Consider the following 24,029-nt stretch of genomic DNA (forward strand, 5'->3'; position numbering starts at 1 on the left):
ACACGTAGTATATACTACCTAACAATGAATTTGTTCCGATTTTCATATCCAATACCGTAACTACACCAAGGAATAATCAATCTAATAATTCTAATACTTATTATATTGATATTTCTGAAAATTTTAAAACTAAAGAGGAAAATAAAAAACTTTCAAATAGAGAAATAACAAATACAAATGATAGTAAAGAACAAAAACCTTATCCATTTATGGATGAAAAAAAAATTGATAAGTACCCAAATATAATAATATGTTCCAATTCATACCAAAGTGATTTTCTACGACAGTACATAGAGAAGTCTTTAGATAGATATCACAATTTTGCTAGTTCACCAATTAAGGTATGTGAAAATAAATAGCAGGTCAAAGATATTAGTATACTGAGTAGTTATTTATTTTCCATACCTAAGGGAAAGTTTTTAAGGAGGAATAAATGTGCAAAAGGGATATGTATCAATAGTTTTGCATAGTCATATGCCTTTTATAAGGCATCCAGAAATTGTAGATCCACTTGAAGAAAAGTGGCTATTTGAGGCTATGAGTGAGTGTTATATACCTTTAATTCAAGTTTATGATGGATTGATCAAAGATAAAATAAAGTTTAAGATTACAATGTCTATAACTCCTCCACTTATGTCTATGCTACAGGATAAGTACCTTAGTGAAAGATATATTGAGTATTTAAATAAGTCTATAGAACTTACAGAAAAAGAATTAGTGAGAACAAAAAATGATAAGGAATTAAATGATTTAGCTAAGTTTTACAACGAAAGATTTAATGGGTTAATGAATACTTATAAAGAATACGATTGCAATTTAATGAATGCATTCAAAAAATTTGATAGACTAGGTTGTTTAGAGGTAATAACTTGTTCGGCTACCCATGCATTACTTCCATTGATTTCAATAAATCCTGAAGCTGTGAGGGCACAGTTAGCAACTGGTATCCAGTCTTATATTGATAGCATGGGACATGCTCCAAATGGTATATGGCTTCCAGAGTGTGCTTACAGCGATTCACTTGATTCGGTGCTTAAAGAGTTAAATATAAAATATTTTATTTCAGAAGGCAAAGCCGTGTTATATGCTAATCCAAAGCCTATATATGGTACAGCAACACCAATAGCAACACCAAATGGTGTATGTGCTTTTGGAAGAGATATGGATTCTTCATATCAGGTTTGGAGCGATTTTATTGGATATCCTGGAGATGCAAACTACAGAGAATTTTACAGAGATATAGGATTTGAATTGCCTATGGAATATATTAAGCCATATGTAAATGCAGCTGGTATAAGATTAGATACTGGAGTAAAATATTATAAGATAACAGGAAAAACTGAAAAAAAAGAATATTATAATAGAAAAAGAGCTATGGAAAAAGTAAGAGAACATGCAGCACATTTTGCTAGATGTAGGCAAGAACAAATTAGTAAATTAAGTGAGCACATGGATAAACCACCTATAATAACTTGTCCTTATGATACGGAACTCTTTGGACATTGGTGGTTTGAAGGGCCTGATTTTATAGATGCATTTATAAGAGAAGGGTCAAAAGAAGAGTACTGTTATGATTTTATAACTCCATCTGAATATCTAATAAATAATCCTAAAGTTCAGTGTTGTAGTCCTAATCCTTCAAGTTGGGGAGAAAATAGTGATTATTCAGTATGGATAAATAGTTCAAATCAGTGGATATATAGGGATTTGCATAGATGTGAAGAAATAATGATAAGGCTTGCAAACACCTATAAGAATCCTAATGAATTGCAAGCTAGAACTTTGAATCAAGCTGCTAGGGAGCTAATGTTAGCAGAATCTTCTGATTGGCCTTTTATTATAAAGAATAATACTACCGTAGAATACGCCACTAAAAGGATTAATACTCATGTGGAAAGATTCACTAGATTATATGATAGTATAAGCAAAGATGCTATTGATGTAAAATTTTTATCTAAAATAGAACTTCTAGATAATATATTTCCAAATATAAATTATAAAATTTATGAAACATAAAAAATAGTGCCTTAGGCACTATTTTTTTATGAAGATTATTAATTTTTAGTTTTAGCTACTTCAATATTAACTCTTCTATCATTGAATTTCTTACCACTAGTGTTTTGAAGTATTAATGGAACTTTACTTTCATTAATATCTACAAAAGAAAATTTATCTAATATATCAATACTTCCTACATAATTTGAATTAACGTTAGAAGTATGATCTATAAATTCTAAAAGTGATTTTATATTTATGCCATCTCTACGTCCTATAGACATAAATAATCTCACTGAATTTTCACCACCATTAGTAGAATCATCGCTATATTCCATTGATAACTCTTTATCAAGTGTATTCTTTAAAAGAGCAGCAGCAATTTGATTTAATGAATACTGACTACTAAGATCTTCTATAATTGGTTCAAATTTCTTATATTCATCATCATTCAAAATATTTGTAATTTTAGCTACTATATTTTTTGACTTAATGTTTATAATATCATCTACAGATGGTACTGCTTTTTTGGTTATCTTGCTTTTTATATCTCTTTCTATTTGTTTTAACTTAGAAAATTCTTTCTTTGTTATTAAACTAATAGCTGTACCTGATTTATTTGCTCTTCCAGTTCTACCAATTCTATGAACATAGGATTCAGTATCTTGAGGAAGTTCATAATTGATTACGTGAGTTATATTTTCAACATCAATTCCTCTTGCAGCTACATCAGTTGCAGCAAGAAAAGTTAGCTTACCATGCTTAAATTTACTCAAGGTAGAAAGTCTTTGACTTTGTTTCATATCACCGTGCATACCTTCTATATTATAACCTTTTGAGCCCATAGTACTAACCAATTCATCAACATTTTTCTTTGTCTTACAGAATATAATAGCACATTCAGGTTCTTCAGTATCTAAAATTCTACATAGAGCTTCAAGTCTTGCATTGTTATGAACTTCATAGAAATATTGATCTATTTTAGAAACAGTCATTGATTTTTTTAATATTTGAATAAGTTTTACATCTTTTTTCAGATATTTTTCTGCTAATTTTTTTATTGGTCTTGGCATTGTAGCGGAGAAAAGTAAAGTTTGTCTTTCCTTATTAGTATTATTGATTATTTCTTCAATATCATCAATAAAACCCATATTTAACATTTCATCTGCTTCATCAAGTACTAGATATTTTAAATCACCAAGTTTTAATGTTTTTCTTCTTATATGATCAAGTACCCTTCCTGGTGTACCTACTACAATAGATACATCTTTTCTTAAGGCAGATATTTGTTTATCCATAGATTGACCACCGTAAATTGGTAATGAACGAGCTTTATCATGGGTAGAAAGTCTTTTGAGTTCTTCATATATTTGAATTGCAAGTTCTCGTGTAGGAGTCAATATTAATGCCTGAATAGATTTTTGCTTTGTGTCAACTTTACTAATGATTGGAGCTCCAAAAGCACAAGTTTTTCCTGTACCTGTTTGAGCTTGACCGATAATATCAAAGCCTTGCATTATAACGGGAATACTTGCACTTTGTATTTCTGACGGATTTTCAAATCCCATATCATCTATCGCTTTTAAAACGGTATCTTTCAGTTCAAGTTCAGTAAATTTAATGTTTTTCATCAGTTATCCTCTTTCTTTAATTAATTCAACAACTCATGATATCATATAAAGCTGGAATTATCAAATTAAATATGTTTTTAATTATTTTATGGAAGTTAATTCATCTGAATTTAAATCCAAGCTATAAGCTTCACCTGTATTTGTATTAACGAAGTACCAACCTAGAGTATTGCTATGATTGTCAGATGAAGTATTATTACCTACACTGGTAAAGGCTTGAAATACATAATATTTATTATTATCTTTTTCCTGCAAGTGGTCATAGTTAATAGTAACTTTAGAATTAGTATTATCAATCTTGCTCTTTAATATATCAGTTGCTTTTTCTACAGAAGTACTATTGTTCTTTGAATCATTAGCTGATATATCTATACTATTAATAGCAGCATTAGTGGCCTGATTAGAAGCTGGGGGTGATGGTAGTATGGTTTTAGCATCTGATTCATTTGTTTTCGCTGAATTAGTAGTTTCGTTTTTAGCATCTGATGGATTATTTGTATTACTAGTATTAGTAGGAGTACCATTACCAGATGTGTTATTATCATTTGGAGAAGTAGCAGCTAAAGTATTAGATTTATTATTTATGTTGTTAGCAGCTGTACTATTAATAATTGTGTTGTTAGTATTTATGTCACTAGTAACATTAGTCTTGTTTTGTTTATCTGTGTCATTATTTTTAGAAACTGAATTACTATCAGTTTTATTATTATCTGAGTTTAATTTACTAGATGTATTTTGCTTATTTGAAGCAGAAGTATAGCTTTTTGATGATTTAAACACAGTAAATAGTGCGAGTCCACATAAAATTATAAATATAATAAAAAAAGGTAGTAATTTTATTTTTCTCTTTTTATGTCTTTTAATACGTGACATTTTAAATAACCTCCATAAATTTATAGTAATAAAAAAGTATCATGAGTATATATAATAACATTATACACCTAATTCTATTATAATTTCACTGGAAATTACATAAAAATTATAGCAGATAAAAATAACTATTTATACATATGTAAATAATATAAAATATGATATAATTTTATATTATAATTACGCATTTAAGGAAATTAAGTTTGTTATACATTATTAAGGCATGTGAAAATAAATAACAAGTCAAAGATGCGACGTATATTTTAAATTATACAAGGAAACAGGTTCTGATGATAGTGGTGCTATCAGAAGGTTCTGTTAACGTAGTATAATTCAAAATATACTAGTATACTGACTAGTTATTTATTTGAATATGCCTAATAGAATAATGTATTTTTTATTTTTATAAAAAAGTAAGGAGAATTTATGGATAAAGAAATTATTGATTTTAAAGAGACACAACTTAACAATGGTATAAAAATTGTAACCATAAAAAAAAATACTGATTTATTTTCAGTTCATGCTGGTATAAATATTGGATCAATATACGAGGAAAAAGATGAAAAAGGATTATCACATTTTGTTGAGCATATGCTTTTCAAAGGTACTAAAAATAGAAATAATGAAACACTGAATAATGATTTTGAAAATATAGGCGGCGAGTATAATGCATATACAGATTATAATTGTACGGTAGTGCATGCATCTGGCTTAAGGGAGGAACTTGTAAAGGCAATTATGCTCATAGCTGATATGCTTATGAATTCAAATTTTCCTAAAGAAGAAATCGAAAGGGAAAGAGAAGTAATATTATCGGAAATTAGAGCTAGTAGGGATGATGTAGAGGAGTATAGTTTTAAAAAAGCTCATGATATTGCCTATAAAAAAAGTCCTTTGAAATATGAGACTGCAGGAGAAGAAAAAACTGTAAAAAAATTTACACAAAAGGATATTGCTAATTTTTACAATAAATATTATGTTCCGAACAATTGTTGTATCTCAATTGTATCTTCATCAGAACATCAAGAGGTAATTAATTTAGTTAAAGATTATTTTTCAAATTGGCTGAAAAAAGATTTTAAGTTAAAAGATATTGTAATAGAAAATAATATTCCTATTAGAAAAGTTACTATTAAAGATAACATAGAGCAGAGTAGTATTATATATATTTTTACTTTTCATAATTTAAATAAAAAATTAGAATTAGCGCTTAAGATACTTAATCATAGATTTGGTGAAAGTGCTAACTCCATATTGTTTAGAGAATTAAGAGAAAATAGGGGATTGGCCTATGATGTATATTCTGAAATAGATACTAGTAGTTTTGTTAAAAGTTTATATATATATACTGCAGTAGGAAAAGAAAATATAGATAAAACTATAGATTGTATAGATAATTGTATAGATAAAATAAAAAAAGAGGAATTTATATTCCATAATGATACCATAAATTTAATGAAAAAGGTGTTAAAGACAGCAGTGATTCTAACTATTGAGGATACTACAGAATTATGTAATTATGTACTACATCAAGTAATAGAACATGAGGATATATATAAGTTCTTAACAGACATGGACAATTTGACGGATATAAAAAAAGAAGATATATATGAAGCTGCTAGAAATGTATTCAATAATCCTACTATTCATATACTATTACCTAAAGAGAGTGATTAGTTTGAAGAATAAAATAACTAAAATAGAAATTCAGAAAAAGAGAAAAGATAGAGTTAATGTATATATAAATAATGAATATAGCTTTTCATGTAGTGCTGAATTAGTTTTTTCTCATTCATTGAAGAAAGATATAGAAGTAGATATAGAATATTTAAAGAAAATTACAGATGAAGAGAACTATATGAAATGTAAAAATGATGGGCTTAGAGCTATAGAAAAAAGTTATAAAACTGAAAAAGAAATAATTACAAAGCTTATTAAGAAAGAACATAGTGAAGAGAGTATAAAAAGGACTATTGAATTTTTAAAACAGTACAATTTTGTGGACGATTATAGGTATGTGGATTTGTTTATAAAAGAACGAATAAAGAAACAGGGTAAAAAGAAAATAAAATATGAATTATTAAAAAAAGGTATTGAAGAAAATATTATTAATGATAAGATTGATGATATTAATGATGAATATGAAATTTCAATTATGGATACATTGGCAAGAAAAAAATATAGAATTTTAATAAAAAGTGAAGAAGATTCTTTTAAGATATATAATAAAATGTTTAATTATCTAGCAAGATTGGGTTATAATAATACCGTAATAAGCAAAGTTGTAAAAAACATATTAGGGGACATGAGTGAAGAACATTATAATAGTGAAAATACTATAAAAAAGAAAAAACAAAGTTGTGAAGAAATTGAAACTTTGGCTAGAAAAAGATATAACATAATAATTAAGCATGAAAGCGATTCTATGAAAGTTTATAGTAAGCTTTGGAGATTTCTGATTAATAGAGGATATAGTAATGAAGATGTGAAACGGGAACTAAAAAAGTTAAGAACTATAGATTAAAGATTTTAAGATAAAATAGAGTGCTTTAAGATACTAATAAGGCATGTGAAAATAAATAACAAGTGAAAGATGCGACGTATATTTTAAATTATACAAGGAAACAGGTTCTGATGATAGTGGTGCTATCAGAAGGTTCTGTTAACGTAGTATAATTCAAAATAGACTAGTATACTGACTAGTTATTTATTTGAAGATGCCTAAGTTAAAGTGTAAAAATACAATTTAGAGGTGGTTTTGTGAAGCTCAATCCTGTAACTTTAATTATTATAATTAGTTTTTGCTACCCTATACTAAAGGGACTTTTATTTGGATTTTCATCATATAGTGCCAAAAGGGACATGGAAAGCATTATTAGCAGCATATCTTTCATATTGGCTATATATTTAGGAATAAAATATGTAAGAAATATTTTTATAGGTAATGAACAGGGAATTATCGGTGATTTTATGAATTATTTACCTAGCAGTGTTTCATATTATTTTCAAAGTAAACCTATGATAATATATCTAATTATTATTCCAGTATCAGTATTTATAATTTATAAAATTATAAATATAATTTTGATGTTTATAAATAGTATTACAATTTACCATCTGATTGATGGAATTGAAAGATTAATTAAAAATAAAAGCTATATATTTAGAAGAATAATGGGAGCATTGGTACAAGTACCTAGAGCTATTTGTTATCTTCTGGTTGTACTTTTAGCTTTAAATATAGCATCAATGTTTAGTGTAAATAACGAACTTAATAAATATCTAAGGGATTCAGGTACCTATAAATACTTGTGCCAACAATTTGTAATTCCTGTTACTAATTCTAGTGTAGCTAAAAAACTGCCTAAGATAATAGATAATTCTGTGAATATTGTAGTTAAACAAAATGATTTGGATAAAATACCAAATGGTAAGATAAGTGATAATGCCCCTGGGAGAACTATTGTATATTATAATGGTGTTACTTTAGATCAAGGTATAAAATCAAATCAACAGATTAATAATTTTGCAAAGGCCTTAGTAGAAAATCAAGGGAATACCATAAATAAAGCTAAAAAACTATATGACTGGGAAGGTCAGAATATTGCCTATGATTATAATAAAGCTAATTCGGTTTTAAATAATGATTACAATGTAAAATCTGGAGCTATACCAACTTTTGAATCAAGAAAGGGAATATGTTTTGACTATGCATGTCTATATGTAGCTATGTGTAGAGCTGATAATATAAAGGTTAGACTCGTAACAGGAGAAGGATTTAATGGTGCAAGTTGGGTAAGTCATGCTTGGAATATGGTTTATATTCCAGAAGAAGGTAAGTGGATTAATGTAGATACTACTTTCTCTAAGGGTGGAAATTATTTTAATACAAGGATGTTTGATTTAGACCATAGGAATGCTAAAATTATTGGAGAATGGTAACTTTAAATTTCAAAGATGCCTAAGATAAAAAAGTGGAGAAAAATTATATTTTTCTCCACTTTTAATTTTCTGCTAAGAAAGTTTAGTTCAACTGTTTCTTATATAATATCTTTTCTATATGAACTAGTAATCATTTTTATAGCTTTTTCACAATCTAAATCATTGTTATTAAGAGACCAAGAGGTATTGAAGTAAATTAAAGCTTTTCTTTTGTCTTTTAACATTGCATGACAGTAGCCTAGATTAAAAAAATATCGGCTATCTTGTTTTATAAGTAAAGCTTTCTTTAGTAGAGGAATTGCTTTTTTATAGGCTTTAAGTTTTATCAGGCAAACAGCCCAATTATAAAATGAAGCGGCTTCATTTTGTTTTAATTCTATGGATTTTTGATATAGGTTGGATGCACTTATGTAATCTTTTCTATTATAGAAATTATTTGCTTCTTTAAAATAATTCATAGAGAATCCTCCTTAGCTAGGTATAATTTTATTTAAAAGATTTACTTAAATTTATATCCATAATATAGAAAAAATATTCATAAAATGATCTAAATGTTATATTTTTGATATAAATTAGTTTGCAATCCTATATATTAATAATATGAATATATGGTTCAAGAGGATATTAGCCATAGTAACATATATAATATGGATAGGTAATACAAATTATAACAGTTAAAAAATTAGTCCATAATGATGATTTTATGCTATAATAATCATTAGCCTTAGCAACTAATTATTCGAATAAAATTATTTGGATTTCAGTTTAGTTGTTGAGCAAGCCCTATAGAGGGTCAATACTATAATTATGAAATAGGAAGGTAATTATGAGAGAAAAATTGCATTTAGGTTTAGATGTAGGTTCTACTACAGTTAAAGTAGTTGTTTTAAATAATAATAGTAAAATAATATATAGCAAATATGAAAGACATTTTTCAGATATTAAGAATACTATAGTAAAACTTTTAGATGATGCCTACGGCAAGCATAAAGATAATGAAATTACAATCATGATAACTGGATCAGGTGGTCTATCCGTATCAAAATGGTTAGATGTACCATTTATACAAGAGGTTATTGCATGTACAAATACTATAGAAAAATTAATTCCGGAAACGGATGTGGCTATTGAACTTGGCGGAGAAGACGCAAAGATAACATATTTCCAAGGTAGTATAGATCAAAGAATGAATGGAACATGTGCAGGGGGTACTGGAGCATTTATTGACCAGATGGCGACATTGCTTAAAACTGATGCACAGGGTTTAAATGAGTTAGCTGCAAAGCATAAAAATATATATCCTATAGCAGCAAGATGTGGAGTGTTTGCAAAAACTGATGTACAACCTTTATTGAATGAAGGAGCATCTAAAGAAGATATAGCAGCATCTATATTCCAAGCTGTAGTAAATCAAACTATAAGTGGTCTTGCTTGTGGAAAGCCTATTAAGGGGAATGTAGCATTCCTTGGAGGTCCTTTATATTTTCTTTCAGAACTTAGAAAAAGATTTATTGAGACTTTGAAACTTGGTGAGGATGAGGTGATATTTCCTAAGAACCCTCAATTATTTGTGGCATTAGGAGCTGCTTTAGCCTCTGAAGATGAAAAAACGTTGATGTTTAGTGAAATTATAGATAGACTTTCAGTTTTAAAGGGTGATTCAGTAAATGAAATTGATAGTCTTAGACCTTTATTTTTAAATGATGAAGAACTTAGTAAATTTAAGAAGAGACATGAGGGTCATAATACAAAACGAAGAGAGCTTAAAACTTATGAAGGCAAGTGCTTTTTAGGAATTGATGCAGGGTCCACTACTACAAAGGCAGCTTTAATTTCAGAAGAAGGCGAACTTCTATATTCATTTTATGGAAGTAATGAAGGAAGTCCACTTAAGCTTGCTATAAAAATACTAAAAGACATATATTCTAATATGCCTGCTACAGCTAAAATAGTTAATTCTGCAGTTACAGGATATGGTGAAGGATTAATAAAGGCAGCTTTAAAAGTAGATATTGGTGAAGTTGAAACAGTTGCCCACTATAAAGCATCAGACTTCTTTTTACCTGGTGTAGATTTTATATTGGACATAGGTGGACAGGACATGAAATGCTTAAGAGTAAAGGATGGGGTAATAAATAGTATATTACTTAACGAGGCTTGTTCATCAGGTTGTGGTTCCTTTATTGAGACTTTTGCAAAATCACTTAATATGGATGTTAAAGATTTTGCTGCCGCTGCACTTACAGCTGAAAATCCTGTGAATCTGGGGTCTAGATGTACAGTGTTTATGAATTCTAGAGTTAAACAATCCCAAAAAGAAGGGGCTACGGTAGGAGATATTTCTGCAGGACTTTCTTACTCTGTAATAAAGAACGCTCTTTTAAAAGTCATAAAAATAAGAAATCCTAAGGAACTTGGTGAAAAAATAATAGTACAAGGTGGTACTTTTTACAACGATGCAGTGCTTAGGAGTTTTGAACTCATATCTGAAAGAGAAGCTATTAGACCAGATATTGCGGGAATTATGGGAGCTTTTGGGTGTGCTATTATTGCAAAGGAAAGATATGAAGAGGATTATTATACAAATTTACTTTCTTTAGATAAACTTGATGATTTTAGTACGGATGTAAATATGAGAAGATGTGGACTATGCGGAAACAATTGTATGCTTACTATAAATGCATTTTCTGATGGAAGACAATATATAACTGGAAATAGATGTGAAAGAGGAGCAGGACAAGCTGAAAAGAGAAATGATATACCGAATCTATATGATTATAAATATAAAAGAACCTTTAAATATAAATCTTTAAGTAAGGAAGATGCTAAAAGAGGAGTAGTGGGAATACCTAGGGTTTTAAATATATATGAAAATTATCCATTTTGGCATACTTTCTTTACAAATTTAGGATTTAGGGTAGAATTATCTGCAAGATCATCAAAGGACATTTATGAAATGGGTATAGATACTATACCATCAGAGTCAGTTTGTTATCCAGCTAAACTTACACATGGACATGTAGTAAGCCTTGTGAATAGAGGAATTAAATTTATATTCTATCCATGTCTTCCTTATGAACAGAAGGAGCAGCAGGGAGCAGACAATCATTATAATTGCCCAATAGTTACTTCTTATGCTGAAGTACTAAAAAACAATATAGATGTGCTTAGAAGTGGTGATATAATATTTAAAAATCCATTTCTTCCTTTTGATAATATTAAGAGACTTAAAGAAAGACTTTATGAAGAATTAATAGAATTTAATATATCAAAGAGGGAAATAAGTAAAGCAGTAGAAGAGGCAAGTAATGAAATCATAAAATATAAAGAGGATATAAAAAATAAAGGTGATGAAGTAATAGAGTATCTAAAGGATACAGGAAGAAAAGGTGTAGTTTTAGGAGGAAGACCTTATCACATAGATCCAGAAATCAACCACGGAATTCCAGATCTTATAACTAGTTATGGAATGGCAGTGCTCACAGAAGATGCTGTAGCACATTTAGGAAAGGTAGAAAGACCTCTTAGAGTAGTTGACCAATGGGTGTATCATTCAAGGCTTTATGCAGCAGCTAGTTTTGTAGCAGAGCAGAGTAATTTGGAACTTATTCAGCTTAACTCCTTTGGCTGTGGTCTTGATGCTGTTACTACAGATCAAGTAGAAGAGATATTGGATAATTACAAAAAAGTGTATACTTCCATAAAAATAGATGAAGGAAATAATCTAGGTGCAGTTAGAATAAGAATTCGTTCATTAAGAGCAGCTATGGAAGAGAGAGAAAAGAATGGAATAGAACCAAAGCGTATCGCTAATATGAAAAAGAGAGTTGTTTTTACTGAGGCAATGAAGGATACCCATACAATATTATGTCCGCAAATGTCACCAGTACATTTTCAATTTTTAGAATCGGCTATGAATGCTTCTGGTTATAAGCTAGTAATGCTTCCTAATGGAGATAAAAAGGCAGTAGATGAGGGATTAAAATATGTTAACAATGATGCATGTTATCCATCAATAATTATAGTTGGACAAATAATAGAAGCTTTAAAATCAGGTAAATATGATTTAAAGAAAACTTCTGCTTTGATTTCTCAAACTGGTGGAGGCTGTAGAGCTACAAACTATATAGGATTTATCAGAAAGGCGCTTAAAGATGCAGGATATGATGAAATACCAGTTATCGCTGTAAGTGCACAGGGTTTTGAATCAAATCCAGGATTCAAATATTCATTGCCTATGTTAAATAAATGTGCTATAGCACTTGTGTATGGAGATTTGCTTATGAGGGTTTTATATAGAGTAAGACCTTATGAGAAAATTCCAGGTTCTGCAAATGAACTTTATAATAAGTGGGTGAAGAAGTGTAAGGAATCTACTATGTCTGGAAATCACAAATTATTTAAGAAAAATGTAAGGAATATAGTTAGAGATTTCGATGAACTGGGAATAAATGATATTAAAAAACCTAAAGTAGGTCTTGTAGGAGAGATATTGGTAAAATTTCTTCCAACAGCAAACAATAATATAATTGATATCGTTGAAAGTGAAGGCGGAGAAGCTGTAATGCCAGACTTAATTGACTTTTTACTGTATTGTGCCTATGATGAGAATTATAAACATAGATATTTATCAGGTACAAGAAAGGCTAAATTAGTTAGTAATGTAGTAGTAAGTGCTATTGAATTCTATAGAAAAGAAATGAAAAAAGCCTTAAGAAATAGTAAGAGATTTGAAGCACCAAGAACTATAAGTGAACTTGCAGCAGGGGTTAATGGTATTGTATCAATTGGTAACCAGACTGGTGAAGGATGGTTTTTAACAGCTGAAATGGTAGAACTTATAGAAGGTGGTACAGAAAATATTGTATGTATGCAGCCATTTGCATGTCTTCCTAACCATGTAACAGGTAAAGGAATGATTAAAGAACTTAAAAGAAGATATACTTATGCCAATATAGCAGCCATTGATTATGATCCTGGTGCTAGTGAAGTTAATCAGCTCAATAGAATAAAGTTAATGTTATCTACTGCATTTAAAAATATGGAGAAGAAAGCTGAATTTGATAAAATGACAGAGGTAGTAGAAATTAAGAAACAGAATTCGGAAGGTTCTACTATTAAAGCTTAATTGATTATTTAAATTAAGGGTTAGAACTTAGGTGTTATGGAAAATTTTATCTAAGGCACATTCAAATAAATAACTAGTCAGTATGCTAGCCTATTTTGAATTCTACTGCGTCAGCAGAACCCTCTGATAGCACACCACTATCATCAGGACCTGTTTCCTTGTATAATTCAAAATAGACGTCGCATCTTTGACTTGTTATTTATTTTCACATGCCTCACCTAAGTTTCAATTCTTAATTTTTTATTTAATAATTATAAAAGTTTTGTCCACCTATCATATAAATTCCTGTTATAATTTTTTAATTCATATAAAAATTTATTTAGTACATTAAAATTTTTTAATGAACCTAATATTTTGTATAAAGTATTGTTTTTTAAATCACTACTTGTTATGTCTATTAATATAAGATTACCATCATTTTTTACAAAGATATCCTTAAATGATATGTCTAATCTTAGAATGTTGTTAATTTCGAGTTTTTCTAAAAATTTTATACATGTCAAAGCAAATGTAGTATTAAATTTATTTTCATGTATATATTTTGTTATACTAATTCCGTTTATATATTCTCGTATAATATAGTGTCCACAAAAATTATATATTTTTGGGAAAAAACTACTATTAGGAGTAGTTTTCAATAATCCATATTGTTTTTTGCAATCTAGAGGATCTTTATAAATTTTTACTACTCTATTATCTTTCATAAGATATACTGAAGAATTATAGCTTCCTCCAATATATGTGCATTCATCTAATTTTATAATTAATGTCTTTTTATTATCCTTCTGTGAATTTCTTTTTTTTCTCATGATGACTCCTCTCTTACCTTAGGCACCGTAAATAACTAGTAAGTATTACTAGTGTATTTAGCTTACTATTTATTTGCATATGCATTATATAAAGGTTATACTCATTGTCTTAATTAAGTTATAGTAATATTGTGAAATGAACAGATTTAGTCTAATATATTGTGTCTATAGTAGTATATTAAAAATATTGTAAAATGTTAAAATATTATAGATTTATTGCAGATTTTTCTTGACATATAAAATGTTTTGTTTATAATGAAAATGATAATATAATTGTACTTTGATGAAGAGGAGTAAAAGATAAAGGGTAGTTAGAGAAGAAAATTCATGGGCTGAAAGATTTTCTGTACTTTTTACTTTGAAGGTAGCTTCGGAGTTTCTTTGCTGAAATAAGGTATGTGGAAATAGATAGACTAGTTATTTATTTACGTGCCTGGTAGTAGGTAAAGACGGTAATCTTAACCGATATTCTATTAAGAGCCTATAAGTTTTATAGGAAAAAAGGTGGTAACGCGCACAGTCGTCCTTTGAGGATGTCTGTGCTTTTTTGTATTGTTAATTACTATATTAAGGCATTTTCAAATAAATAACTAGTCAGTATACTAGTCTATTTTGAATTATACTACGTTAACAGAACCTTCTGATAGCACCACTATCATCAGAACCTGTTTCCTTGTATAATTCAAAATATACGTCGCATCTTTCACTTGTTATTTATTTTCATATGCCTAAACATGGTTAAAAATTAAAATATAAATTGTTAAAGGTAAATTATATGAAAATTATAGATGTATTGATTATATGCACTCTATGTATAAATATAATATAGCTATAACATTTGTACACTAGATATTAAAAGGAGACTTTAAGATGGATAATTCAAAGAATATAGCAAAAACTTATGATCCAAAAGAATTTGAAGATAGACTATATAAGTGGTGGGAAGAAGAAGGCTTTTTTACACCAGAGGTTGATAAAAGCAAGAAGCCATATACAATAATAATGCCACCACCAAATATTACAGGCCAACTTCACCTAGGTCATGCTTTAGATAATGCTCTCCAAGATTTTCTTATAAGAGCTAAGAGAATGCAAGGTTATTGTACACTATGGCTTCCAGGACAAGATCATGCCAGTATAGCTACTGAAGTAAAAGTTGAAAAAGAACTTTTAAAAGAAGGCTTAAAGAAAAAAGAAATGGGTAGAGATGCTTTTCTTGAAAAAGTTTGGGAATGGACAGATACATATAGAGCTAGAATTAGAGGGCAGTTAAAGAAAATGGGAGTATCAGCTGACTTCACAAGAGAAAGTTTTACTATGGATGAAAAACTAAGTAAAGCAGTAAGAGAAGTTTTTGTAAAGCTATATAATGAAGGACTAATATATCAAGGTAACAGAATTACAAACTGGTGTCCTAAATGTCAAACTGCCCTCTCTGATGCTGAAATAGAATATGTTGAACAGAATGGCCACTTTTGGCACATAAAATATCCCGTAGCTAACAGTGATGAATACTTAGAAATAGCTACAACTAGACCAGAGACATTACTTGGTGATACTGCTGTAGCCGTAAATCCAAAGGATGAAAGATATGCTCATCTTGTAGGTAAGACTCTTATACTTCCCTTGGTAAATAGAGAAATACCAATAGTTGCAGATGAATATGTAGATATGGAATTTGGAACAGGTGCAGTTAAAATTACTCCAGCACATGATCCAAATGACTATCAGGTTGGAAAGAGACACAATTTACCTGAAATAATCATAATGAACAATGATGGAACTATTGTAAAAGGCTATGGTAAATACTCTAATTTGGATAGATATGATGCAAGAGAAGAAATAGTAAAAGATTTGAAAGAACAAGGTTTCCTTGTAAAGATAAAAGAACATACTCATAATGTAAGTACTCATGATAGATGTGGTAATACTATTGAACCTATGATTTCTAAACAATGGTATGTAAAAATGGAGTCTCTAGCAAAACCAGCAATTGAAGCTGTTAAAAGTGGTAAAACAAAATTTGTGCCAGAACGTTTTGATAAAACATATTTCAACTGGATGGAAAATATTCAGGACTGGTGTATATCAAGGCAGCTTTGGTGGGGACATAGAATACCAGTTTGGTACTGTGAAGATTGTGGTGAAGTAATTGTAGCATCTAAGGATCCAGATAAGTGTACAAAGTGTGGAAGTACTAATTTAAAGCAAGATAACGATGTACTTGACACTTGGTTTAGTTCTGCACTATGGCCTTTTTCTACCCTTGGTTGGCCGGAGAATACTGAAGATCTTAAATATTTTTATCCAACTAGTACCTTAGTAACAGGTTACGATATAATATTCTTTTGGGTTGCTAGAATGATTTTTTCAGGCATTCATAATATGGGAGAGACTCCTTTTGAGAACGTGTTAATTCATGGACTGGTAAGAGATGCAGAAGGAAGAAAGATGTCTAAGTCCTTAGGAAATGGAGTAGATCCACTAGAAGTAATAGATACTTTTGGAGCGGATGCACTAAGATTTACTCTTATAACTGGTAATGCACCTGGAAATGATTTAAGATATAAAACTGAAAAGGTAGAGGCTGCAAGAAATTTTGCAAATAAAATATGGAATGCATCTAGATTCGTACTTATGAATTTAGATGAAGATATTATGAAAAAATATGAGAACTGTGAAGATTACAGTCTAGGAGATAAATGGATACTGTCAAGAGCAAACACTGTAGCTAAAGAAGTTACGGAAAACATAGAAAAGTTTGAACTTGGAATTGCATCACAAAAAGTTTATGATTTCATGTGGACTGAATTCTGTGATTGGTATATTGAGATTGTAAAACCTGTTATGTATGGAGAAGATGAAAAGGCAAAGGGAGTAGCTTTCAATGTACTCAACAAGGTACTAACTATTGGACTTCAACTTCTTCATCCTGTAATGCCTTATATAACTGAAGAAATATATCAACATCTAGATGGAGAATATAAATCTATATCTATATCTAAATGGCCTGAATATAATGGAAAGATTTATGATAAAGGTGCAGAAGCGGATATGAGTTATATAATAGAAGCTATAAAATCACTCAGAAATGTAAGAGCTGAGATGAATGTACCACCTTCAAGAAAGGCAAAGCTAATTATTTTAGCTAATGAAGAGAGTAAGAATGCCTTTGAAGCAGGAAGGGTATATTTTGAAAAATTAGCTTCTGCAAGTAGTATAGAATTTATTTCTTCTAAGGATACAGTAGACAATAATGCTATTTCTGTTGTAACAAAGGGTGGAGAAATATTTATGCCATTACTTGACCTTATTGATTTAGAGAAAGAACTTGAAAGATTAAATAAGGAAAGTGCAAAACTTAAAAAGGAAATAGAAAGAGTAGAAAAGAAACTTTCAAATAAAGGATTTGTTTCCAAAGCTCCTGCGACTGTAATAGAAGAGGAGAAAGCTAAAGGCGATAAATATAATGAAATGCTAAAGTCTGTAGTTGAAAGATTGGATGATTTAAAAAACAGTTAAATTTAAAATTATATAAGAATTAAGTATAAAAGAAATATGATATGGGATTACAAATCCTAAATTGTATTTCTTTTTTTAGTTATCTTTTCATGCATTAAAGGTTAATACCTCTAAGGGAAGTGCAGGTTGGAATTTTCAATCAGATGGGGTAGAGTTCCCATCTTATTTCACGATGTTTCACCGTACTGAAACAAGTTCACTTGGGTTAGATATTTGTAGCCAAATAAAATTTGAATCATAATATGAATCAGGAGAATATAGGCTAAAGTAAGTAGATTTAATGTGGGAGGTTGATATTTGTGTTAAATTTTATAGCATCATCGAACAGTCTATCGATGATGTTTATAGCACAAGAATATAGATCCATAACCATGATTTGTGTGTTTATATTGACTATGATAGTTGTTTTTATAAGACCAAAAGATATGAAAGAAGCGTATCCAGCCGTTATTGGTGCCATTGCAGTTATATTTATAGGCGGTGTATCTTATGGAAATATTATGGATATTGTTGATAAGATAGGTGGAGCTTCTCTTACTATTATTGCAACTATAGTCATGTCTGTAGTTTTGGAGAGCATTGGGTTCTTTAGATTTGTAGCAGTTAAGTTATTATATTTATCGAAAGGATCCGGTTACAGGCTGTATTGGAATATTCAAATATTATGCTTTTTAATGACATTACTTTTTAATAATGATGGAAGTATATTAATTACTACACCAATTTTAATATTACTGTTAAAAAAAATGGAATTAAAGACTAGTGAGCAAATACCATATTTATTAAGTGGTGCGTTAATTGCTACTGCTTCTAGTGCTCCAATAGGGGTAAGTAATATTACCAATTTAATTGCATTAAATATCGTTCACATGACTTTATATATGCACACAGCTATGATGTTTGTACCTTGTACAGTTGGGTTGATTTTTATGTCAGTTTTAATGTTTTTTATTTTAAAAAAGAAATTACCACGGGAACTTCCGAAAGGAATAGGCGTAATAGAGCATGAATTATTAAAAAATCCTATTCATTATCTTGAGGTGCCTAAGAATTATGAACATCCTTTACCATCTGATACTCATAAGCACCACAGAAATCATGAAGATCCTTTGCCGCCTAAACATCACAAAAATCATGAGAATCTTGGAATTGGACAACCAGATATTATTAGACAGAAAATAAAATTACTAAAATTGGAACGACTTTCTTTTGATACAGATAGAAAAAGGACAAGTTTTATATTGAAAATTTTAACATTTGTGTTTGCAATTCGATGCTTAATATTTGTTGCATCTTACTTTAGCATACCGATTCAATTTGTTGCCATACTTGCTTCAACGATTTTGTTATTATGGAGATGGTTCTATTTAGGAATAGAACCAGGAGATGTGTTAAAGAAAACTCCATGGGATATCTTAGTCTTTGCCTTTTCAATGTATGTTATTATATATGGACTTCACAATATTGGACTAACAGATGTGCTTGCTAGATTTAGTGAGCCAATTATAAAACAGAACTTGTTTGCAGCGAGTTTTATAATGAGTGGTATTACTTCAGCTTTATCTAATTTGTTTAACAATCATCCCGCATTAATGGTTGTCACAATTACTCTAACTAATATGAATTTAAATTTAAATGATTTAAAAATGATTTATTTAGCTACTATTATTGGCAGCGATATAGGATCACTTCTTCTCCCTATTGGAACATTAGCATCTTTGATGTGGATGCTTATATTAAAGAAAAATAAGGTAAAGGTATCCTGGATAGACTATTTAAGACTCACAATAATAGTTATACCATCAACTGTAATAGTGACTATTGTATTATTATATGTTTGGGTACAAGCGTTATTTATGAAATGAAAATTTTAATTCTTATATTTAGATGGATTAAAAACTTTTCTGAATATAAGAATTCTTTTACATATATATAATTTTTAATTTATTTTAAAGTTTTGATAAGGCAATACTATAAGTAATATATTATCTGATGGAGTTAATAGCACACATTGACGATAGGTAATAATATTGTTAAACTATAATTAGATTTATCCGATGACTACTAGATTTAATACTCCCATCTCCTATCAAAGTGGGAGATAAGGTCTGCTACGTCCCTGGATAACGATTTCTAAGTTCCAGATGGAGAAAACAAAAAGCTCCACCTGAAACAAAGAACTTTGTTTATAGAATTATTTTTTAACTAAATAATTTTGCTTAAGAACACAAAAGGAGCTTACAAGAAAATGAACTACGAGGAAACTATGAATTACATACATAATACAGCTAAGTTTGGCAGCAATTATGGATTGTCTAGGACTAAAAAAATACTGGAACTCTTAGGTAATCCTGAAGAAAAATTAAAATGTATTCATATTGCAGGAACTAATGGAAAAGGGTCTACTACAGCTATGATATCGAAGATTCTTATAGAGGCTGGATATAAAGTAGGTATGTATACATCACCCTTTATAGAGGAATTTGAAGAGAGAATACAGATAAGTGGAAATAATATATCAAAGATTAATTTGTGTGAAGTAGTTACAGAATTATCTGTAGTTGTAGATAAAGTTATAGAATTAGGCTATGAGCATCCTACAGAATTTGAAATAATAACCTGTGCGGCTTTGTTATATTTTTATAAAGAGAAAATAGATTATGCGGTTATAGAAGTGGGACTTGGAGGGAGACTGGATTCAACTAATGTTATTACTCCACTAGTTAGTGTTATAACTTCTATAAGCTATGATCATATGAATATATTAGGTGATACATTAACGGAAATAGCTGGTGAGAAGGCAGGTATAATTAAAAATAATGTACCAGTGATTTTATATCCACAGGAAGAAGAGAGTGAATCAGTAATAATAGAAACTTGCAATAAACATAACTCAAAATTAATTAGAGTTCAAAGAGATTCTGTGGAATTTTTAGATACATTTAAATCGGATAAAGAATTAAAGTATTATCAACAAATTGTAGTAAAAACTTCTAAAGATATTTATGATGTAAAATTATCCCTTTTAGGTGAATATCAACTTTTGAACTGTAGTACAGCCATTCACTGTGTGGAAGAACTTAAACGACTAGGGGTTAACATAAGAAAAGAACATATTGAGAGAGGGCTAAAAAGTGTTATTTGGAAAGGACGTCTAGAGGTTTTAGCGCAGAATCCACTAGTAGTATTAGATGGTGCACATAATATAGGTGGAATAAAGAGTCTGAATGAAAGCGTTGATAAATATTTTAAATATAACAATATTATTCTTATTTTAGGGATATTAGCTGATAAACAAGTGGAGGATATGGTAAGAATTATTGCTCCTAAAGCAAAGCATATTATAGCGGTAACACCGCATAGTGACAGAGCGGAGTTATCTCAAAATTTAGCCAAAGCTATAGTAAAATTCAATCCAAATTGTGAAAATATTGAAGACTATACACAGGCATTTATGCAGGCTAAAGAATATTGCAAAAAAGATGATTTGCTTTTAATTTCTGGTTCATTATATATGATAGGTGACATGAGGAAAATAATTAATTCACTATCAATGAGTCTTACTTAGCTTAGATATTATAGTAGCTAGTCATGGAAGTAAAGATCTATTAGGCATGTGAAAATAAATAACAAGTCAAAGATGCGACGTCTATTTTGAATTATACAAGGAAACAGGTCCTGATAATAGTGGTGCTATCAGAGGGTTCTGCTGACGCAGTAGAATTCAAAATAGGCTAGCATACTGACTAGTTATTTATTTGAATGTGCCTTAATATTCATAAACAGGAGATGAAGCTTATGAGAGAAGCGGGTATAATTAAGTGGTTTGGTGGATTTAATCCTAGAATTAATAAATTAAATGATTTTGGATATATACTTAGAGATAATCAACCAGATTTATACGTAAATAGAAATCACTTGCATTGTAAAGCTAAATTACTTTTTCCTGGTATAGCAGTATCCTTTGAAGTTGGAGTTAATTATAAGAATAATATGGAGCAGGCTCTCAAGGTAAGATTATTAAAAAATGAAAATGAAGAGATGCTTGTTAAAAAATGTGTTTTTAGTAATAAAAAACAGTACTATATGCCGCTTATAGGAAAATTTTTAAAAGATGCTGAGTCTTCAAATATATCACTAGTATTGCCTAAAATTTTAAGTTTAGATAAAGATGAGAAGAAGAAGGTTATGGAGTCTATAGATTTAGAATTAAAACAAAGAGAAGATATATTTAAACTTTTAGATATGGAAGAAAAGATTAATGTTCTATTTAGTTTAGAGGAAAACAAGCTTATTATGATGTGGAGTAACTTGGAATTAAGAGTTAAAATATTTTTTTTATATAGACTTTGTAGTGAAAATAGAGATATAAGTATAGTTGAGAGAATAACTGAAAAAAATTTATTTATGAGAGCTATGCTCATAATTTTATGGGTAAGATATAATCAAGATAAAAAGGAAATAGCATACAAGAAAGCTTGTGAATTTATATTTAAATACAGTGCTGATATTGGACAAGAAGATACTACATATAAGGAACTAAAGTTAATCTTTCCTACAGGAAATGACTTTAAAGTTGATGTGAATAAGCAATGGATGAATTGGAGTATTCTTGAGTTTATTCAATATTGCAATTGTACAAACATTTTAGAGGATATCAATAGAGGAAACAAAACTGTAATAATGTTAGTTTCCTCAATAAATAGTTTTATAAAGAGATTTAATATGTAGGATTTGCAACTGTTTTGAATGTGCCTTATGACTATAGAAAAGCACAAGAAAGCCATGATTTTGTTTGGAAATCATGGCCTTTTTGTATCAAATTATAATTTAAGACTCAGTACAAAAATTAACTTCTATAAGAACCATTTATCTTTACATAATCGTAGGTTAAATCACATCCCCAAGCAGTAGCATTGTATTCACCATCATTTAAATCTATGTTAACAGTTATTTTCTCTTCTTCTAGTATCTTCTTTGCTAAAGTTTCATCAAAATCTATATTTCCACCCTTTTGGCATATTTGAATAGTTCCTATATCATTACTAAAGAAGATGTCTATTTCATTTACATCAAGCTCAGCGCCACTGTATCCTAAAGCACATATAATTCTTCCCCAGTTTGCATCAGCACCGAAAAAAGCAGCTTTTACAAGGCTTGAAGTTATAACAGCTTTTGCACAAGTTTTGGCATCTTTTAAGGAGGGTGCATTGTAAACTTTAGTTTCAATTAACTTTGTGGCACCTTCACCATCTCCAGCAATCATCTTTGCAATTTCTACATTTACAAAGTGAAGAGCTTTTTTAAATAATTGATAGTTCGCATCTTCAGAATCTATAAGGGTATTTTCACAGGCACCATTTGCAAGTACTACTACCATATCATTAGTACTTGTATCTCCATCTACAGAAACCATATTGTAAGAGTCTTCAACGCTTTCTTTTAAAGCTTTGTTTAACAGTGTCTTTGAGATATTAACATCTGTTGCAAGGAAACTTAGCATAGTTCCCATATTCGGATGTATCATACCTGAACCCTTTGCCATGGCACTAATTATAGCTTTTTTAGATCCTAGATTGAATTCTACAGTGACTATTTTTTCACTTGTATCTGTAGTCATAATAGATTTGGCTGCATCTTCGCCGCCCTCACTGGAAAGTGAATTACAAGCCATTCCTATCCCTGTAACTATTGTATCCATAGGAAGTGGAACTCCAATTACACCAGTTGAAGCTACAATAACTTCTTCTGGTGATAAGCCTAAAGTCTCAGCTGTAATCTTAGCCATAGAAAAGGCTTTTTCATAGCCGTCATCGCCAGTACAGGCATTTGCATTTCCACTGTTTACTACAATAGCTTGAGTATTTCCATTTTCTATAGACTTCATATTCAAAAGTATGGGTGCAGCTTTTACTTTATTTTTAGTAAAGGTTGCAGCAGCTACAGCTTTTTTTTCACTATATATAACACATAAATCTTTTTTTACCTTTTTTAATCCGCAATGGATACCTGATGCCTTAAAATAGGGTACATCAGTTATGTTTTTATTCTTAAGTACTTTAATTAAATCCATATAACAGCCTTCTTTCAATGATATTTTAAATTGCAATGTTATGTATAACTTTAATTTTG

General features: G+C 29.7%; 14 protein-coding genes and 1 other annotated feature. Of the genes, 9 read left to right on the top strand and 5 right to left on the bottom strand.

Translation table 11 applies throughout. The annotated features are described in order from the left end of the window. The first annotated feature begins 435 nt into the window (after positions 1-435). Positions 436-2,016 (top strand): glycoside hydrolase family 57 protein, encoded by a 1,581-nt coding sequence (locus tag RH99_RS08870; RefSeq protein ID WP_010236731.1) that lies wholly within the window; start codon positions 436-438, stop codon positions 2,014-2,016. A gap of 38 nt (positions 2,017-2,054) precedes the next feature. On the opposite strand, the gene RH99_RS08875 is transcribed toward RH99_RS08870, so the two are convergent. Next, a complete protein-coding gene (locus RH99_RS08875; RefSeq protein ID WP_010236733.1) occupies positions 2,055-3,626 on the bottom strand; it encodes a DEAD/DEAH box helicase in 1,572 nt (523 codons plus the stop codon). Positions 3,627-3,707: 81 nt separating this feature from the next. Then, complete coding sequence (locus RH99_RS08880; RefSeq protein WP_010236735.1) at positions 3,708-4,499, bottom strand: hypothetical protein; 792 nt, start codon at positions 4,497-4,499, stop codon at positions 3,708-3,710. A gap of 423 nt (positions 4,500-4,922) precedes the next feature. Between RH99_RS08880 and RH99_RS08885 the strand changes: the two genes are divergently transcribed. From RH99_RS08885 to RH99_RS08895, 3 genes are all read left to right on the top strand, one after another. Further along, complete coding sequence (locus RH99_RS08885) at positions 4,923-6,173, top strand: M16 family metallopeptidase (RefSeq protein WP_010236738.1); 1,251 nt, start codon at positions 4,923-4,925, stop codon at positions 6,171-6,173. Continuing rightward, the gene (gene recX, locus RH99_RS08890) at positions 6,166-7,020 is read left to right on the top strand and encodes a recombination regulator RecX (RefSeq protein ID WP_373854706.1); all 855 of its coding nucleotides are present in this window, start codon (positions 6,166-6,168) and stop codon (positions 7,018-7,020) included. Before RH99_RS08885 ends, recX begins: the two co-directional genes overlap by 8 nt. Positions 7,021-7,256: 236 nt before the next feature. Continuing rightward, complete coding sequence (locus RH99_RS08895) at positions 7,257-8,438, top strand: transglutaminase-like domain-containing protein (protein ID WP_010236744.1); 1,182 nt, start codon at positions 7,257-7,259, stop codon at positions 8,436-8,438. A 98-nt stretch (positions 8,439-8,536) separates the two neighbouring features. Here RH99_RS08895 and RH99_RS08900 read toward each other — a convergent pair whose 3' ends face one another. Further along, complete coding sequence (locus RH99_RS08900; RefSeq protein ID WP_010236747.1) at positions 8,537-8,896, bottom strand: tetratricopeptide repeat protein; 360 nt, start codon at positions 8,894-8,896, stop codon at positions 8,537-8,539. 368 nt (positions 8,897-9,264) lie between these two features. On the opposite strand from RH99_RS08900, the gene RH99_RS08905 reads away from it, so the two are divergent. Then, entirely contained in the window at positions 9,265-13,566 is a 4,302-nt protein-coding gene (locus RH99_RS08905; RefSeq protein ID WP_010236751.1) for a 2-hydroxyacyl-CoA dehydratase, read from the top strand. Between the two features lie 251 nt (positions 13,567-13,817). On the opposite strand, the gene RH99_RS08910 is transcribed toward RH99_RS08905, so the two are convergent. Beyond that, entirely contained in the window at positions 13,818-14,375 is a 558-nt protein-coding gene (locus tag RH99_RS08910; RefSeq protein WP_010236754.1) for an RIO2 family protein, read from the bottom strand. A 271-nt stretch (positions 14,376-14,646) separates the two neighbouring features. Beyond that, positions 14,647-14,906: a binding site (T-box leader), on the top strand. 339 nt (positions 14,907-15,245) lie between these two features. Between RH99_RS08910 and RH99_RS08915 the strand changes: the two genes are divergently transcribed. The 4 genes from RH99_RS08915 to RH99_RS08930 all read left to right on the top strand — a co-directional run bounded on the left by RH99_RS08915 (position 15,246) and on the right by RH99_RS08930 (position 22,628). Beyond that, entirely contained in the window at positions 15,246-17,897 is a 2,652-nt protein-coding gene (locus RH99_RS08915; RefSeq protein WP_010236756.1) for a valine--tRNA ligase, read from the top strand. A 299-nt stretch (positions 17,898-18,196) separates the two neighbouring features. After that, complete coding sequence (locus RH99_RS08920) at positions 18,197-19,762, top strand: arsenic transporter (protein ID WP_010236758.1); 1,566 nt, start codon at positions 18,197-18,199, stop codon at positions 19,760-19,762. 383 nt (positions 19,763-20,145) lie between these two features. Further along, positions 20,146-21,465, top strand: coding sequence for a bifunctional folylpolyglutamate synthase/dihydrofolate synthase (locus tag RH99_RS08925; protein WP_010236760.1), 1,320 nt, complete (start codon positions 20,146-20,148; stop codon positions 21,463-21,465). A gap of 230 nt (positions 21,466-21,695) precedes the next feature. After that, positions 21,696-22,628 carry a hypothetical protein gene (locus RH99_RS08930; protein ID WP_010236762.1) on the top strand — a complete coding sequence of 311 codons (933 nt, stop codon included), beginning with the start codon at positions 21,696-21,698 and terminating at the stop codon, positions 22,626-22,628. Between the two features lie 118 nt (positions 22,629-22,746). Here RH99_RS08930 and argJ read toward each other — a convergent pair whose 3' ends face one another. Next, complete coding sequence (gene argJ / locus RH99_RS08935; protein WP_010236764.1) at positions 22,747-23,970, bottom strand: bifunctional glutamate N-acetyltransferase/amino-acid acetyltransferase ArgJ; 1,224 nt, start codon at positions 23,968-23,970, stop codon at positions 22,747-22,749. Between the last annotated feature and the right edge of the window lie 59 nt (positions 23,971-24,029).

The sequence above is a fragment of the Clostridium arbusti SL206 genome, from assembly GCF_000246895.1.
GTDB classification, from domain to species: domain Bacteria; phylum Bacillota; class Clostridia; order Clostridiales; family Clostridiaceae; genus Clostridium_I; species Clostridium_I arbusti.